Genomic DNA, 15,018 nt, shown 5'->3' on the forward strand with positions numbered 1-15,018 from the left:
GATAAAAACTTACCCCTTGATTGAGTGGCATTGTTTATCTTGGCATAAAATAAAAATGAGGATAATTAGTTAAGTCTCTTTCACAAGAGACGCAGAACAAGTTAAATGAATGGTTGTTCACTTAAATGACTTAATTCGACATAGAATGTGTGGGAGGAGATAATACAGGGAAGGAAGTGGATTTCATTAATTTGAACAGTTGATGTCGTTACTTAGTTAATACAGTCCGGCACACCGGCCGGACTTTTTTATGACTGTGGCTGACCGATGGGACCCTGGCCCTGAGGACCTCCGGGCACGGATTGCTGGCTTGGTGCGTGAGGACGGCCATCCGGCCCTACTGCAGGACCGGGTTCCTGACAGCCTGCCAGAGTCATCAGACTTGCAACGATAAAAATCCCACCTAAAAAACTCTTCATAACATTCCTTTCCAGAAATCAGGCAACCCAGCGTTGCTTACAAAGCCTGGTCACATCTGTCCACATATGAAAGCGAAGCCGGAAAAGTAAATCCTTTTTACTGCCAATGAGTTCTGATAAAACGCCCTTAAAGCACTTGCTCACTCTCAGAGATTGCAATTACTGTATATATATACAGTTTAGTTTTGGGAGGGCACCGATATGCCCCGTGACTATGAAATCATGATTGCCTTCAGGCAGGCGATAAAACGCGATGCCGCTGGTCGCTACACCGTCAGCACTCTCGACTTTGTGAAAGAACTCGATCGCCTGAACTGGCGCTACTCGCTACGCGCCGCCAACAAATGGATCGAGATGCACACAACAACGTTCAGGGATATTTCGACAAGTGAGGGTGAAGAACGCATGTTTCAGGTCTTTAATCCGAACGGAAGGAATTGAGCAACGTGTGCCACGCTCAATTGGGTACACCCCGTAGCAGGCAATTGATTATGAGTTTTTCAATGGGACTAAATCATGAACAGCGAGACATTAATTTCCCTATCTTGCTGAAATAAATGAAAAATCCAGATCAATATAATTATAAAATTTAAAACCGTGATATATGTCACAAAAAGGCAAATCCAACAATCATGTACAGCTTGTTTTGGTTTTGTACAACTTCAAAAATTTCCCTTTTAAAAGCAATTGAATATAAGCGTAACGGTTAACTCGTTGTTTTAAACAGAAACAAGCGAAGCGGTAAACATGTATTTTAAATGTGGTCTTATCGAAAAATTGAGCCATATTATTTCTCATTGGAACGTTAGCACGCTTAATATTCGACTGATATATAAGGGGGATACATGCCATCAAGAAGAGGTGGGGCCGGTAATTTTGCTGAGGATGCGGACCGCGCGCGTGAAGCCGGGCGTAAAGGAGGAAGTTCAAGCGGGGGAAACTTCAAAAATTGTCCAGATCGCGCTGTTGAAGCCGGTCGCAAGGGCGGACAAATCAGCCGCAGGCGCAAAGCGGCAACTGAGGAAAGTTAATTAGCCAGACAGCCGGCCGGGTTGAGTTATACCGGCCTTGCTTTGAAAAACATAAACAGGAGGAAGTATGATCTTCTCGTCCATCTTTGTATCCATACATTTAGCTGGTCTGGTTGATACTTTCCCGAACATAAGTGGCGGAACATGTTACTGTGCAGATCCTGTTGCCACCCATGGCACACCTCAAAGTACTTGCGTAAATCTCTATAAAATTCTCTGTGTAGAGGATGACACGGTAAAAGCAACGGATTCACCAGAGGTCAGACACAAAAAGCGTTCAGGTGACCGACCGGTAAGATAAGTTGGTGGATGCCTGATTATTAAGCGGCTCAGGTAACAATTCTGTTTAGTAACACCCAAACGTCCTGTCCTTTTACGTCCTTTTAGCGCATGCTTTAATCTCTTCCCCGGTGCTATGCCTGGGCCATTCCCCCTCTGACAAGGGGCAAATATGAAATCTCAAAGTTCAAAAACCTGTTGCGCACCGAATTGCGCGGTGACTGACACTTCTGATCTGATGTCGCTTTCCGACACCTCCATCTTCCCGTACTTCATTCATGAATCATTCACCTATTCGTAGACGAAACATATTGTCTGTTTTTTCTGAGACTGGACGAACATTAATTTCGTTGGGAGTGAACAAATGGAACAGGGTTTTTATTGGGTCCAGAAGGGCGAGACTCAACCTGAAGTCTGGTACTTCGCCGATGGTGAAGGGGGAGGATGGTTCAAGCCAAGCCGAAGTCTGCCCGTTCACCCTGATGATTTTATCGAGCAGGGGTACAATGTCATCAGTGATCGCCTCGAACCCCCGGCAGAATAATGACAACACCTGTACGACATACCTCCACCCTGGCAGAGGGAGTCGTATGGAAACGAGACATTGCCATTTGAAATGCCCGCGCAGGACGGCCTACAAGCGTTAGCGAGGAACGTATCTCTCCTGTCAACGCAACCCGAGTGCTTTAACTTGTTTCAGGTTCTGCTTTCGGCTACATGAAACGAGTTGCAGGTATTTAGGAAAAGTAGATCGAGATGCACCAGATAACATTCAGGGATGGCTACTGTGTGGATGAGTAATCTCTCAAGGTGTTCAATCCCAACGGGTGCTGAGCAATCATCCTGATAACTGTCGGTAGGGACTAGCGGCTCATCGCCAGCAAAAAAAAAGCATGAACCAGACGTGAGTCCGGTTCATGCAGAGTGCTGACTACTCAGTTTTCTTTTTATTTGCCCGCTCTGATGCGTCGAGTCACCAGGGCGTGGGTCCCCACTGGGTTTGTACCAGAAACACAATCACCAGAACCAGTAAAGTGGTGACGGCCGGTATGATCAGGTATCGCATGTTCAATCTCCTGTCTGTCTGACCACGAGAATTTGAAACGATGAAAAACCCGCCCTTATTCATCACCGACCGTTCAATGACATCGGCGGTTTAGCGATGGATACTTACGTCGTGTAATGGCCTGCAAAGCGCCGGGCTAAGCGCTTTAAAACCCGTTCAGATATTTCGGTAAACCTATCGCCAACACCGCAATGGCCACGATATTCAGTACAACAACGAATCCTGGTGAAACATCCATAAGTCACCTCAGGTAAACGAGCGGTATCAGGCAAAACACGACATCGGGCTGGTGGCCAGTTGGTCATCGCTGAAATCACCGACACTGCCGTGCTGATAATTCACCTACTGAGCACGCAGCATGTATCCCAGCGTTACCGCACAGGCATTTTGCTCATTAAGCGTAGTGCAGGTCTTCACAGACCAAAAGCGTAGCCGTATAGCGAAGTCAGGGGGTTTTTAATAAGGTACGGAAATTGACGGGCAGCCTCACAGCTAAACGCCACTCGAACGAGTAGTTGGTTTTCAACCGCGCGTTTCAGGGGAAAGGTAAGCTAAAAAAAGCCCGCTCAAGGCGGGCAAAAAAGCAGTGGCTAAGGAATGTCTCTCTCGTATGAAACGCATCCTGTGTGCTGTGCTGCCAGTCAACAACTGACCCCCATACCTTAGACCAATAATTACTGTGTGGTAGGATGTGTTAACAAAAGTGATAAAATTCCAGTAATTTCCAGTAAGTTATATTAATTAACGATTTATAAACTAAATTTCAGAGATTTAACCGAAGCGGCAAGAGAATGCTTCTGATTATTTCTGGTTTATGTCGGCCTAAAAATGCTCAAATCTAAAACGCCTGCGCTTATGGCAACCGGCCCGGTCATACTGAAATGCCATGTCCACCTCAGATTAAATCCCCTTTGCCAACAACGCGTTTGGAAAAAGTCTTCATGCCCGACTTGATCGATTGTACTGCTTACGATTACTGTTTATATATACAGTATTTGTCAGGGCTATCATCATGGAGTTTTTCAGACCTGCGGAAATCCGCGCCATTCTGGAGTTACCGCTTTTCATTGCCAGAGTTCCGTGTGGCTTTCCGTCTCCGGCTCAGGACTATGTCGAACAGCGGCTGGATCTTAATAATCTGCTGGTCAGTCATCCCAGCTCAACCTACTTCATCCGGGTCAGCGGAGATTCGATGATTGAGGGTGGTATTAATGATGGCGACATGCTGGTGGTGGACAGCTCCGTCACCGCGGAGCATGGGGATATCATCGTGGCCGCGATTTCCGGCGAGTTCACCGTGAAGCAACTGATGACCCGGCCTTTCCTGCACCTGAAACCGATGAACGCCGCGCACGCCATTATCCCGATCCCCGATGCCGATCAGTTTGAAATCTTCGGCGTGGTCCGGCACTCCATTAAGACGATGGGCCGTTAATGTTTGCCCTGGTGGATGTGAACTCTTTTTACGCCAGTTGCGAGACAGTGTTCAGGCCTGATCTGCGTGGTAAGCCGGTATCTGGTCGAGTTAAGAGGGCGATGCTGCATTGTGGATGAACTCCGGCGGCCGGGTAACGATAGCACCGTGCTTCTAAAGGTGGCGGGGAGGCTGGAATGGAGTGACGATGTTTCATCCAAACCGTATCCTGACTGAAGACGGGCTGCTTCTTGAGGATGATTTGCTTGAGGATGTGATCGTTGTGGGGCTGGTGACGCATGAAGTGAGCGCTTTGAACGTGTCGGATTCTTCACCCGTTTGAACTTCATCGGGCAAAAAAAGGCCCGCATTGGCGGGCGAAATTCGTTACATGGGATAATCTCCATATAAGTTATGACGTTAGGTATATTTGAAAGTTCATATTTTCCGACTAACTTTGTACTTAAACCAAACCGGCGTTTTCTTTACTTGATATGAACGACATGAATTCAAATCGCGCAGGAATGATTGGATGTGCCATCGGATCGGCTGTAGTCGAACTGGCCGCAAAAGGAGTACCGCTTAGCAGGGTGAGTATCATCATTGAACTTGAACGCATCGCTGCGGGGTCATCAGACCTGCAGGTAAAGGCGTTTGCATTAGATGCCGCAAAGTTGCTAAGGGCGGGAGGAGATGAAGTTAACGCTTAGCCTTTGGATTTTGAAGATAAAGCATTCCGGCCCCCTGCAGTGACTTTAGCGGGGGCCCTGAACAGCACCTTAAGGTTCGTCGATACGGGAAACTTTGAGATGCGCGCTTTCGCCTTTACCGTAGACTTTCCCGCTTACGCGGACCTTGTCTTCTGCACTGTACGTTTTGCCTTTGAAAGTGCTGGCCGGAGCATCGATGTTGACCGTGCCTGAGCTGTCACGGAACTGATAAGTGTCGCCTTTGATCTTTTTGACGATATAGCCCTCAAGCGTGACATAGCCCCCCTGACGAAAATCTTTGATCAGCGTAACCGGTGTTTCTGCCGTATCTTCCGACCCCTTATACCCGGCATCTTCCTTATTCTGAGGTGGGGGCGTCTTACCGGCTTCATATCCTCCCGTTTCGGCATATGCACCGACGCTCAGAGGTAACATCACTGCAATCCAGGCGACCTTATTCATTTCATTCTCCATTGATGTGTCTTCAGGTGTAAGCCTGGCACAGCGCCTGGGAAGTAAACGGAACGGGTGCGAAATAAATCTAAACCTGAGCGTGGTGCATCTGGTTATAAGAACTCTTATCTCAAAATTTCTGGTAAGGAATGAACACAGGATCGGCGTTTTTGGCGACGATATCCCGCTTAATCCAAGCGGGAGCATTTTCTCGAAATGACTTACAGCCCCAGATCTGACAGGCCAGGATGATCGTCCGGACGACGGCCCAGCGGCCAGAAATATTTACGGTCGCTCTCTTTAATCGGCATGTCGTTGATGCAGGCGAAACGACGCTCCATCAGGCCATCAGCGCCAAACTCCCAGTTTTCGTTTCCGTAGGAGCGGAACCAATTGCCGGAGTCATCGTGCCATTCGTAAGCGTAGCGGACGGCGATGCGGTTACCGCCAAATGCCCATAGTTCCTTAATCAGGCGGTATTCGTGCTCTTTCTTCCATTTACGGTCGAGGAAGCTCTGCGCTTCTTCACGATTGTTGGCGAACTCGGCGCGGTTACGCCATTTGGTGTCCAGTGAGTAAGCCAGAGCTACTTTTGCAGCATCGCGGCTATTCCAGCCGTCTTCAGCCAGACGGACTTTCTCGATGGCCGTTTCCAATGTGAAAGGCGGGAGCGGTGGACGAACTTGTGAATCAGTCATGGTAAAACTCCTGTAAATTTAGTTTCAGTCTAAAGATCGTTCTCGTGACTTAGGACTCAGTGAAAGACCTGTTCCAGCAAAAACTTCGCTACTTTTGATGCCTTGACCAGAAGGCTCACATCGGTGGCATCAATACCGTTCTGATAGGAGACCTTTCAACAAATTCAGGGATTCCCCTTTGGTATCGCGCGGCGTCCTGTCTGTGATTTAAAGGTAGAACGATCGTTCTACCTAGTCAATGATTTTTTCTGAAATGAATGCCGGGAGCAGAGAACATTCGGCATTAAAATCGAAATAAGATATTGTTTTTAATTGGTTTTAAATTAACTGAGATTCGCCCGTTTCAGGTCTGAACAGGGAAGGGTAAGGGAATAAAATGTCGCTTATGAATGCGCCAGGGAAGTGCCCGATATACTCAAACGGCGATAAGAAGAAATACCATCGAGCTGTGGGTTATCCGTAGAAAATTAACTATCCCGTTGCAGAAGATGACTTTGACTGTTGACTGTATGTGCGGCGCGAACGTCCGGGCAGGCGGTGTGGTGACATCGCTGTTGTGTATGATGATGGCTGCGGGTATGCGCACAGATTGAAGGCGAGACCGTTTATCGGTCCCGCCTGTCTGAAGATAAATCGAATTCAAAAACGCATTTAAATCTTCATGCAGGGAAAAGCGTTCGCGAACCTCAGGGCCCGGAGGAGGCTCGTTCCAGCATGAGTTTCGCGATGTCCTGAGCGTTGTCGGCAGCACTCCCGTCGCCCATGACGTATGACAGGGTGATCGCGCCTTCCAGCAGGATCAGTAACTGTCGAGCCAAATCCTCCGGATGCTCAACGTTCAGCTGTTCGGTAAGCTCCAGAGCGTAATCCAGCAACTTCTGTTTATGCATCTTGGCTATCTGGCGCACAGGGTCTTCAGGATCGCCAACCTCACCCGCCGTGTTGATAAACGCGCAACCCCGGAATCCGTCGGACTCGAACCAGCTCTTCAGAACAGTGAACATGTTCAGGATACGCTCCTGAGGAGTCTTGCCTTTGTCAGACTCTGTTCTGAACCATTGCATCCACCGTTCGTCGCGCTCTGTTAACGCGGCGGATGCCACGTCTTCCTTGTTCGCGAAATGACGGTAAATACTCTTTCTGGCGACACCAGAGGTCTTGACCAAAAGGTCCATGCCCATAGCGTGGATACCGTTCTGGTAGATGAGCTCTTCGGCGGTTTTCAGGATTTTATCCCGTGTATCAGTTGTTTTTTTGATCATGGGTTAAAAGTAGAATTATCGTTCTACCACGTCAACGCTTTTTATCAAAGAGCCTGTAAAAAAGTCATTCGATTCTTGCGATAGCTGGAAGGACCCGAAGGAAAGGACGTTGATCGGAAGGCTTTGCAGACACCAGTCAGTATGAATGAGGGGGGAGGGAAAAGTCTTTATAGTGAATAGCTATTTCATCCCCTCACCGACAAGAAGATCAGTTCCCCTCCACTTTTGTAATTAAGTTAATCATCACCAACCTTAATTTTGACTAAGGTGTACAACTTGAATCTCCGTGTACAAATATGTTGGTTAATTCGTGTTTGGTTATTTATTCTGGGATCTAATTTGATCATTAATATATATAGGAAAAGTTCTGGATAAGCGAAGCGGCAAATGACGAACGATTGATCAAGAAATGATCGATTTTTTATTGTTAGCGATGGGAATAACCCTCCTAACGTAGCGAATTTCGCATTTAAGCGAAGCGCTAATGCACGTCAGGAGAGTGTTGTGATAAAGGCTAGCGAACGTAACCCAATGTTGAATTATTGATAGTGTTATTTCCGGCGGCTGATCTTTCCTCCCTTCCGGCCAGCTTCAACGGCGCGGTTCGGATCGTTTTTAAAATTGCCGCCACTTACCTGACCGCCTTTGCGGCCTGCTTCAGCTGCACGCTCCTTGTCCTCGGCGAAGTTCCCTGTGCCCCCACGACGTTGCGTCTTTTTCTCTTCCTCTTCAGGATGCTTGTTAGGGTCCGTCATGCGTTCTCCTCATTATATTTGTACCAACATAAAGCAAAAATAAATGTAGCGTTGTTTTTACCATAATCAAGTCAGGATTAATCTTAAGTTTTATTATTTTGCGGACTGTTTGTTTAAGGATAAGTCGATTTTTGTTTATAAGCGGACGAAACTCACTTGAATGATGATTGTTAGCGCACTTTAGATGTCGAGTAAAGAGTGTTGTGAGGGTAAATATAAGCGAAGCGGCAAAGTGGTGATATTAATCCTCCCTCTCAGTTCTGCGCCGATTGGCTTGCGTAGAAGGGCTTACTTGCTACGTTTAATTAAAATGATTGTTAGTCCGTTAATTAACGCTTCGCTTATTTCCAGATAATTCCATTAGCGTCGGCGTTGAGGCGGTTAGCTTGCTAAGCAACTGCATACCATCCCCAAAGGTAGTTCATTAAAAGCACATCAACCAGGAGTGAATGAATGACGAGGGAATCTGTTTATCTGGATTGGCTACGTGATGCACATGCGATGGAGAAGCACGGTGAAACGTTATTAAAACAAGCGATGGAGCGTCTCGACAGTGATTCTTCCATCGGGAGTCACATCGCGCATTATCTTGCGCAATCACGCGCACAGCAGTTGCAGGTGAAAGAAGTTCTGAAATACCATGACGATAGTTGGTCGGCATTGAAAGAGGCATTAGGCCGCCTGTCTGTGGTGGGGCAGGCAGCAAGCGATATGCTGCGTGTTGAGCAGGACGCACGGATGGCCGTCAGCGTCTATGTCTTTTGTAGTTATAAAGTTGCGACTTACACCACGTTAATTGCCGCCGCCAGACAGGCTGATGACACTGAAGGCGCGGACATTTTTCAGCGGATCTTGCAACAGGAAGCGCAAATGGCGGCCAAACTGCTTGCGGACTTGCCTGAAGCAGCGAATCAATCGATAGACTCGCTGGCTGAAAGTGAAGCATCAAGCGCGGTGTAGTGTTTTCTGCGGGCAGCTTGCTGGCTGCCCGCAGAGAAAATAGCCAACATTATTAATGATTGCTCGTTAACGGCAATTGCATAAACTGCAGTAAAAAGCCGCTACGTTTATCTAAACGGAGGATCAAACGCTACAAACTCAGTTTAATAAGTAAAGCGCACTGATCACTCAGGTGACTATTATTGCCAACAATTTAATATAACTGATCAAATTGTTTAATTGCGCAATTCCACAGGAAGTGAATTGTTTAGCACGAGTAAGTTATATTTAAGTAAAAGCATTAAGGTTAGTGAGCATGCTGACGATAACAGCAGGGATGCTGCCGATGAGAACGCGGAGCGTCTCCATTTCTTTGTTTTAATAACACCTGGATTTCATGACTCACTAATAAAAATCATTGAGGTTTCTAAATGGACATAGTTCAAGGATTTTCACGTAATATTAAATTACGCAGCAAACTCATTATTTCTTCGCTCATCAATATCGGTATGCTGCTTTTGGTCGCGGTACTGGGTTTAAATTCGCTGTTTATGGCACAAACCGGCGTCAACGGCATGATGAAAGATGATTACCCAACCATTGCGTTGGGCAATCAGTTAATCAATGAGATTAACACTACCATTCAGCGACAGGCTTTGCTGCTCAGCCCAATCAATGCGGAGCGCCGCAGCGCCATCATGAATGAGCTTCAGGGGGCAACCGGGCAAATTACGGAGATTTATCGTCAACTCCATGCACTGTCAACAGATGACGATTCCATTGCTTATCTCAAAATTTTGGATGATAAACGCAAAGCTTATTTAGAAGGCCGTAATGAATTTTTGCAACTCACTAGTCAGGATCTTGATAAAGCGCTGGATTATTATCTGACAGCATTGGCGAGTAAACAAAAGGATTATACGGTTGAAGTGCAGCGTTTTATTGCACTGCAAGAGCAGCAGATGAATGGTTCCTACACACACTTTATGGATTCCTATCACACCACTAAAATTTCAATGGTGGTGATATTTATTGCGGCGGTTATTCTCTCTGCGTTGATTGGCTGGATTATTATCCAATCCATTACTGTGCCATTAAAAAACGTGATTGCGTTTCTTGGCAGTGTTGCTGATGGCGATCTCAGTACGAGCTTCTATGAAAAACGTAAAGACGAAATGGGCCAGTTAATAAACGCCATTCAGCAGATGCAGGATAAAATGTTGACCATTGTCAGTCATATTCGTATCAGCGCAGAGCAAATCTCAGGAGGTGCCAGCGAAATTATGTCGGGTACACATGATTTGGCCGCGCGTACTGAAGAACAAGCCAGTTCGGTTGAACAAACAGCAGCATCGGTTGAAGAATTCACCGCCACCATTAGCAACACGCGCAATAACACCCACTTTGCTGCCGATCTGTCTGAAAAGGCGGAAAGCGCCGTGGGGCAGAACGCCACCATGATGATCAACGTGTCGACCAAAATGGCTGAGATCCATGATTCAGCCGGTCGCATGGCAGACATTATCAATCTGATTGATTCGATTGCTTTCCAGACCAATATCCTGGCGCTCAATGCGGCTGTTGAGGCGGCACGAGCAGGGGAGCACGGTCGCGGTTTTGCGGTAGTCGCGCAGGAAGTGCGCGCGCTGGCGCAAAAAACCGCCACCTCATCGCATGAGATTCGCCATCTGATTGAGGAGTCTTCCACGCGCATCGTTGATGGCCGTGACATGGTAGCGGATGCCAACAAACTGATGTCGGAAATGATGAACAACGTGGTGAACATGAAGGAGGTGCTGTCACAGATTAATCAGGCCAGCACCGAACAGGCCGATGGGATCAGTCAGATCAACACTGCTATCAGCCAAATTGACATCACGACGCAACAAAATGCCTCGCTGGTGGAGCAATCCCTGGCTGCTTCCGCCATGCTCAGCGAGCAAGCGGCAAACATGGTGAACAGCGTCAGCGTGTTTACCCTGCGTCAGAGCGCATAACCAGATGACAGGCGGCGTCAAGGCCGCCATTACTCTAAATTCTTGCTATTTAACACGGGCACCTGATCAAGCAACCATTGAAGCAATAGCTTGATGTTGGGCGCTTCCGGCCGGGTTTTCGGCCACACCAGATAATAACCGTCCCCTGTCGCCACCGGCTGGTTAAATGGCAGCACCAGTAAGCCGTTGTTGATCGCCTCCTGGCTGAGCAGCAAGTCACCAATTGAAACGCCGTGTCCACTGATCGCCGCCATCGTGCCCTGTTCCAGCGTATCGAACAGTTTGCCTTGCCACAGATTGATAGCCGGTGCATCAGCTGCCCCCTGTGACCACCTCAGCCAGTCGCGGCGATCGTGTGAGGGGTGAATCAATTCACAACTTGCCAGTTGCTTTTGTGCCTGTCGTTCCAGTGCGGGGGCGCAAATCGGAATTAACCACTCCTGAAACAGCAAATGGCACTCAGTGTCTGCACCAAAATGACCGTCGCCCAACAAGATGGCGCAGTCAAAAGGTTCACGGGCAAAATCGACGTTGTCGGTGTCCATCCAAACGCTGGTAATCTGCACTTCAGGTGTTGAGTTTTGCTCGCGATAGAGTTGAAGTGCATCCAGCAGCCACCGCATGGTCAGTGTCGATGGGGCCTTGAGACGGAGTTGATGACCATGCTGCGTGAAGGCGGCGCAAGCTTGCTCTAAAGAGGCAAATCCGGCCTGTAATTGTGCCGCTAATACGCTACCGGCAGCGCTGATTTCGACCCTGGGGCCTTTACGGATAAACAGTTGGCAATTGAACCACGCTTCAAGGGTGCGGATGTGGCGGCTAATCGCCCCAGGGGTGACGTTGAGTGCCGCAGCGGCCTGGCTAAAAGACCCCAATTGCGCCGCACTGGCAAAGGCGCGCAACGCATAAAGTGGAGGAAGCGTCATAAGGTAAACTCAATATTGAGTAAAACTCACATTCAACGGCATTTTAAAGCGTTTTTCAATGTGGAAACGAAAAGCCATACTGGCGACCTTCTAATACGTTTCAGGTCGTTACCATGAACCTCTCACTGCTGCTGGCGTATATGCTGGCGATTTTATTGCTGTTAATGACGCCAGGCCCGGTGGTGGCGCTGATCACGGGCACGGCCGCGCGACACGGTTATCGCCGCGCTTTTGCCACAGCGGTGGGCACTAACGCGGCATCACTGGTGTTGATTGCGCTGGCTGCACTGATGTTGACGGGATTGGTCTCTCTCGATCCCTTGAGTTTGCAAGTCGCCGGGTTGCTGGGTTCCCTGTTTATTGGCGTGATTGCATGGCGAGGCTTACGTGCTGCGACAAGTGCAACCGCCCACCGGCCTGCAGCACAGGGGGGATTGCTGAAAGGCTTTGTGGTGGGCATCTCTAATCCAAAAGATATTCTGTTTTTTGCCGCGCTGTTTCCACAGTTTATCGCCATCACGCCCGATCTGAGCAGCAGCCTGATCACCCTGGCGCTGGTATGGATGGCCTTCGATTTTGCGGTGCTGGCGTTTTATATCATCACCGTAAAGCGCTTGCTGCCGGGAGCACATCAGCAGCGCCTGGAGCGGATATCAATGCTGATGTTGTTGCTGATCGCGCTGGCGGGAGCGTTCTACACCCTGAGGCAATTGTTGTTATAGCGTGGTATTGAAGATTTCACCCAAAACGCCGATAACGCATAGCGAATGGCTGCATGGAGCAGCAGACTAAAGGGAAAGTAATGAAAAAAGCATTGATAGCGTTAGCGGTTTTAACTCTGGCAGGGTGCGCCAGACCTTATGGATCAGCCGATACCATCATCAATCAGCAAATGGTGACACCGGATGCCAGCAAGAAGCAGACACCGGTGACTGTAACCCGCCTCAAGCAGTTTATTGGTAGTGCCAGCGGTGGAACCTGCAAATTCGTGGTGAACGTGGATGGTCAGGATGTCGCGATGTTGCGTCAAAACCAATTTGTCACTGCTTATCTGGAAAATGGTCTGCACAAGTTGCGCGTCAGTAATGACTGTTCAGTGATGAGTCTGGGGATGCGCAAGTCGCTGGATATTGTGGCTGACGGCACGCCACAGGAGTACGCCACAGAAATAGGCTTCTGGGGACAGTACCGCATGTGGCGCACTAAATAAGTTACAGGTCGATCACCCGATTGCGTGATTAAATGCGTGAGCAGCACAGCGCGATAACTGTTTAGCGGCTGGCGCTGGTTTTTTTTGTTTCCACCCTCAGGCAATCCTCTTCAAATACCCGCAGATTGAAAGCGTGCACATCTTCAACCTGGACCCGCAGCTCGACGTTGCGGGTATTCATGGTGATGTTCCTGCCATTGGCTCACGAGGGCGACTGAAAGACTTCATTTCTATCAGGACATTGTGAATAATTAGCTCTGTACAAATCCATCCGACAGAATTCAATCAAGTGTTGCAAAAAACAGTACAGGTGATGCATGAGTCCGTTTTCCCGCTTTTCCGTTTACTTTGCAGAAGTGGCTCGCAGCGGCAGCTTACGTAAAGCCGCCGAGAAACTGCACGTCTCCGCGTCCGCCATTAACCGGCAGATCCTGCAGGCGGAAGAGAGCTTTGGTACGCCGCTGTTTGAGCGTTTGCCGGATGGGTTGCGGATGACCACCGCCGGTGAGTTGTTGTACGACGATGTGATGCGCTGGCAGCGCGAGTTTCGCGTTACGTGCCAGCGTTTCGACGATATACAGGGCTTGAAGCGCGGCAACGTCAGCGCGGGTCTGGTGCAATCACTGACTAAGGGACCGGTGGCTGATGCGATTGCGGATATTGCACGTGAACATCAGTGGCTGCGGCTGGAACTTACCGTCGACAACAGCCACGCCATCAGCCAATTGATTCGACAGTCTGCGATTGATTTTGGCTTAATCCTGGATCCGGCGGGTCAGAGTGGACTGGATGTGTTGGCGTTTGCTGAACTGGATATGGGTATAGTCATGGCGCCCGATCATCCATTGAGCCAGTGCGATGCGCTATCGCTCAGTCAATTGAGCCAGGAGCGGCATATCATTCCTGGTGATTCGCTGGTGGTCCATGAACGGGTCGATGCGCTATACCGCAAGCAGGGCATGGCGCCGGATAACATTATTGCCTGTAACGATATTCGCCTGATACGCAGTTTGGTTGCTCAGGGCACTGGCGTATGCGTGCTGAGTTTGCTGGATGTGATGACTGAAGTGCAGGAGCAGCAACTGTGCTTTGTGCCGCTGAAAAACAGCGTGATGCGTCCTCTGACGTTGGCACTTTGTACTGCGCCATCCCGACAGTTATCGCGGGCGGCGCAGAGGGTGATTCAGCGCATCACACAGGTTATCGATGAGATGGCGCGTTAAGCGTCCGATGCCTGTTTCGGAAATTTATTGCGCAGTTTCTGCAGTTTTGCCGGGATATTCATCATACAGAAGGCGTTTTCTTGTCCTTCTTTCTCCCAGAAGTTTTGATGATAGTCTTCGGCTGCGTACCACTCGGCTAACGGTTCCAGCTTTGTCACCAGCGGCTTGCTGAGTTCGGCAGCGGCACGTGCTATCCCTTGTTCAGCGGCAATGCGTTGTGCATCGCTGGTCGGAAACAGTGCGGAGCGATAACGTGAACGCACCACGCCGTCTTTGATGTTTTCCTGCGTGGCATCATGTGTCGCGAAGTGGATGTCGAGCAAATCGTCGTAACTGACGAGATCGGGATCGAACTCGATTTTCACCGCCTCGGCGTGACCGGTGGTGTCGCTGTAAACTTGATCGTAAGTGGGTGACGAGACATGGCCGCCGATATAACCACTTTCCACGCTCAATACACCATGGATGGATTGGAAAATCGCTTCAGTACACCAAAAGCAGCCGCCGGCAAAAATGGCTTGTTCACGCATCAGTCTAAGTTCCGGATAAAAAAAGTGACGTTACCTTACACGGCGGTGAAAAGTAACGCCACTGCATTGGCGCATCCTGAATGCCTGTCAGCGCGCGAAGCCGCAC

Annotated in this window: 16 protein-coding genes and 2 pseudogenes; 11 read left to right on the plus strand and 7 right to left on the minus strand. The window is 48.9% G+C overall.

Going from position 1 to position 15,018, the window contains the following annotated elements; genetic code table 11:
- The first annotated feature begins 620 nt into the window (after nt 1-620).
- The 6 genes and pseudogenes from FD737_RS08080 to FD737_RS24030 all read left to right on the plus strand — a co-directional run bounded on the left by FD737_RS08080 (nt 621) and on the right by FD737_RS24030 (nt 4,552).
- A complete protein-coding gene (locus FD737_RS08080) occupies nt 621-860 on the plus strand; it encodes a DNA polymerase V (protein WP_097117738.1) in 240 nt (79 codons plus the stop codon).
- Nucleotides 861-1,264: 404 nt separating this feature from the next.
- The gene (locus FD737_RS08085; protein WP_160833212.1) at nt 1,265-1,450 is read left to right on the plus strand and encodes a general stress protein; all 186 of its coding nucleotides are present in this window, start codon (nt 1,265-1,267) and stop codon (nt 1,448-1,450) included.
- A 643-nt stretch (nt 1,451-2,093) separates the two neighbouring features.
- Complete coding sequence (locus FD737_RS08090) at nt 2,094-2,273, plus strand: hypothetical protein (RefSeq protein WP_097117740.1); 180 nt, start codon at nt 2,094-2,096, stop codon at nt 2,271-2,273.
- A gap of 1,534 nt (nt 2,274-3,807) precedes the next feature.
- Nucleotides 3,808-4,230 carry a translesion error-prone DNA polymerase V autoproteolytic subunit gene (gene umuD, locus FD737_RS08095; RefSeq protein WP_058961188.1) on the plus strand — a complete coding sequence of 141 codons (423 nt, stop codon included), beginning with the start codon at nt 3,808-3,810 and terminating at the stop codon, nt 4,228-4,230.
- A pseudogene (locus tag FD737_RS24130) lies at nt 4,230-4,310 on the plus strand (hypothetical protein); the annotation flags it as partial. The gene umuD and the pseudogene FD737_RS24130, both read left to right, overlap by 1 nt.
- 107 nt (nt 4,311-4,417) lie before the next feature.
- Nucleotides 4,418-4,552 (plus strand): hypothetical protein, encoded by a 135-nt coding sequence (locus tag FD737_RS24030; protein ID WP_255253252.1) that lies wholly within the window; start codon nt 4,418-4,420, stop codon nt 4,550-4,552.
- Between the two features lie 436 nt (nt 4,553-4,988).
- On the opposite strand, the gene FD737_RS08100 is transcribed toward FD737_RS24030, so the two are convergent.
- The 4 genes from FD737_RS08100 to FD737_RS08115 all read right to left on the minus strand — a co-directional run bounded on the left by FD737_RS08100 (nt 4,989) and on the right by FD737_RS08115 (nt 8,087).
- Nucleotides 4,989-5,381, minus strand: coding sequence for a YgiW/YdeI family stress tolerance OB fold protein (locus tag FD737_RS08100; protein WP_097117742.1), 393 nt, complete (start codon nt 5,379-5,381; stop codon nt 4,989-4,991).
- Between the two features lie 212 nt (nt 5,382-5,593).
- Entirely contained in the window at nt 5,594-6,070 is a 477-nt protein-coding gene (locus tag FD737_RS08105; RefSeq protein WP_160833213.1) for a DUF1348 family protein, read from the minus strand.
- A 686-nt stretch (nt 6,071-6,756) separates the two neighbouring features.
- The gene (locus FD737_RS08110) at nt 6,757-7,332 is read right to left on the minus strand and encodes a TetR/AcrR family transcriptional regulator (protein ID WP_097117744.1); all 576 of its coding nucleotides are present in this window, start codon (nt 7,330-7,332) and stop codon (nt 6,757-6,759) included.
- 551 nt (nt 7,333-7,883) lie between these two features.
- Nucleotides 7,884-8,087 carry a general stress protein gene (locus tag FD737_RS08115; RefSeq protein ID WP_034822638.1) on the minus strand — a complete coding sequence of 68 codons (204 nt, stop codon included), beginning with the start codon at nt 8,085-8,087 and terminating at the stop codon, nt 7,884-7,886.
- A gap of 453 nt (nt 8,088-8,540) precedes the next feature.
- On the opposite strand from FD737_RS08115, the gene FD737_RS08120 reads away from it, so the two are divergent.
- Nucleotides 8,541-9,047, plus strand: coding sequence for a ferritin-like domain-containing protein (locus FD737_RS08120; protein WP_160833214.1), 507 nt, complete (start codon nt 8,541-8,543; stop codon nt 9,045-9,047).
- A 410-nt stretch (nt 9,048-9,457) separates the two neighbouring features.
- On the plus strand, nt 9,458-11,023 hold the full coding sequence (locus FD737_RS08125) for a methyl-accepting chemotaxis protein (protein ID WP_160833215.1): 1,566 nt from the start codon (nt 9,458-9,460) through the stop codon (nt 11,021-11,023).
- Between the two features lie 29 nt (nt 11,024-11,052).
- Here the strand turns inward: FD737_RS08125 and FD737_RS08130 are convergent, their stop codons facing one another.
- Nucleotides 11,053-11,949, minus strand: coding sequence for a LysR substrate-binding domain-containing protein (locus tag FD737_RS08130; RefSeq protein ID WP_160833216.1), 897 nt, complete (start codon nt 11,947-11,949; stop codon nt 11,053-11,055).
- Nucleotides 11,950-12,062: 113 nt separating this feature from the next.
- Here FD737_RS08130 and FD737_RS08135 point away from each other — a divergent pair, with 113 nt between their 5' ends.
- Nucleotides 12,063-12,671 carry a LysE family translocator gene (locus FD737_RS08135; RefSeq protein ID WP_160833217.1) on the plus strand — a complete coding sequence of 203 codons (609 nt, stop codon included), beginning with the start codon at nt 12,063-12,065 and terminating at the stop codon, nt 12,669-12,671.
- 80 nt (nt 12,672-12,751) lie between these two features.
- Nucleotides 12,752-13,159 carry a hypothetical protein gene (locus FD737_RS08140; protein WP_202404495.1) on the plus strand — a complete coding sequence of 136 codons (408 nt, stop codon included), beginning with the start codon at nt 12,752-12,754 and terminating at the stop codon, nt 13,157-13,159.
- Between the two features lie 79 nt (nt 13,160-13,238).
- On the opposite strand, the pseudogene FD737_RS23860 reads toward FD737_RS08140, so the two are convergent.
- Nucleotides 13,239-13,331, minus strand: a pseudogene (locus tag FD737_RS23860) (hypothetical protein); the annotation flags it as partial.
- Between the two features lie 145 nt (nt 13,332-13,476).
- Between FD737_RS23860 and FD737_RS08145 the strand changes: the two are divergent.
- A complete protein-coding gene (locus tag FD737_RS08145) occupies nt 13,477-14,382 on the plus strand; it encodes a LysR family transcriptional regulator (RefSeq protein ID WP_034822648.1) in 906 nt (301 codons plus the stop codon).
- Here FD737_RS08145 and msrA read toward each other — a convergent pair.
- The gene (gene msrA / locus FD737_RS08150) at nt 14,379-14,915 is read right to left on the minus strand and encodes a peptide-methionine (S)-S-oxide reductase MsrA (RefSeq protein ID WP_082678132.1); all 537 of its coding nucleotides are present in this window, start codon (nt 14,913-14,915) and stop codon (nt 14,379-14,381) included. The two genes, FD737_RS08145 and msrA, sit on opposite strands and share 4 nt — an antisense overlap.
- Nucleotides 14,916-15,018: the final 103 nt, after the last annotated feature.

It is taken from the genome of Pantoea sp. Seng (genome assembly GCF_009829935.1).
In the GTDB taxonomy this organism is placed as follows: domain Bacteria; phylum Pseudomonadota; class Gammaproteobacteria; order Enterobacterales; family Enterobacteriaceae; genus Pantoea; species Pantoea communis.

Coding starts and splice junctions, on each gene's coding strand:
- FD737_RS08090 (WP_097117740.1), top strand. CDS start 2,094: ATGGAACAGGGTTTTTATTGGGTCCAGAAGGGCGAGACTCAACCTGAA.
- FD737_RS08145 (WP_034822648.1), top strand. CDS start 13,477: ATGAGTCCGTTTTCCCGCTTTTCCGTTTACTTTGCAGAAGTGGCTCGC.
- FD737_RS08085 (WP_160833212.1), top strand. CDS start 1,265: ATGCCATCAAGAAGAGGTGGGGCCGGTAATTTTGCTGAGGATGCGGAC.
- FD737_RS08115 (WP_034822638.1), bottom strand. CDS start 8,087: ATGACGGACCCTAACAAGCATCCTGAAGAGGAAGAGAAAAAGACGCAA.
- FD737_RS24030 (WP_255253252.1), top strand. CDS start 4,418: ATGTTTCATCCAAACCGTATCCTGACTGAAGACGGGCTGCTTCTTGAG.
- FD737_RS08080 (WP_097117738.1), top strand. CDS start 621: ATGCCCCGTGACTATGAAATCATGATTGCCTTCAGGCAGGCGATAAAA.
- FD737_RS08120 (WP_160833214.1), top strand. CDS start 8,541: ATGACGAGGGAATCTGTTTATCTGGATTGGCTACGTGATGCACATGCG.
- FD737_RS08105 (WP_160833213.1), bottom strand. CDS start 6,070: ATGACTGATTCACAAGTTCGTCCACCGCTCCCGCCTTTCACATTGGAA.
- umuD (WP_058961188.1), top strand. CDS start 3,808: ATGGAGTTTTTCAGACCTGCGGAAATCCGCGCCATTCTGGAGTTACCG.
- FD737_RS08125 (WP_160833215.1), top strand. CDS start 9,458: ATGGACATAGTTCAAGGATTTTCACGTAATATTAAATTACGCAGCAAA.
- FD737_RS08110 (WP_097117744.1), bottom strand. CDS start 7,332: ATGATCAAAAAAACAACTGATACACGGGATAAAATCCTGAAAACCGCC.
- FD737_RS08130 (WP_160833216.1), bottom strand. CDS start 11,949: ATGACGCTTCCTCCACTTTATGCGTTGCGCGCCTTTGCCAGTGCGGCG.
- FD737_RS08100 (WP_097117742.1), bottom strand. CDS start 5,381: ATGAATAAGGTCGCCTGGATTGCAGTGATGTTACCTCTGAGCGTCGGT.
- FD737_RS08135 (WP_160833217.1), top strand. CDS start 12,063: ATGAACCTCTCACTGCTGCTGGCGTATATGCTGGCGATTTTATTGCTG.
- FD737_RS08140 (WP_202404495.1), top strand. CDS start 12,752: ATGAAAAAAGCATTGATAGCGTTAGCGGTTTTAACTCTGGCAGGGTGC.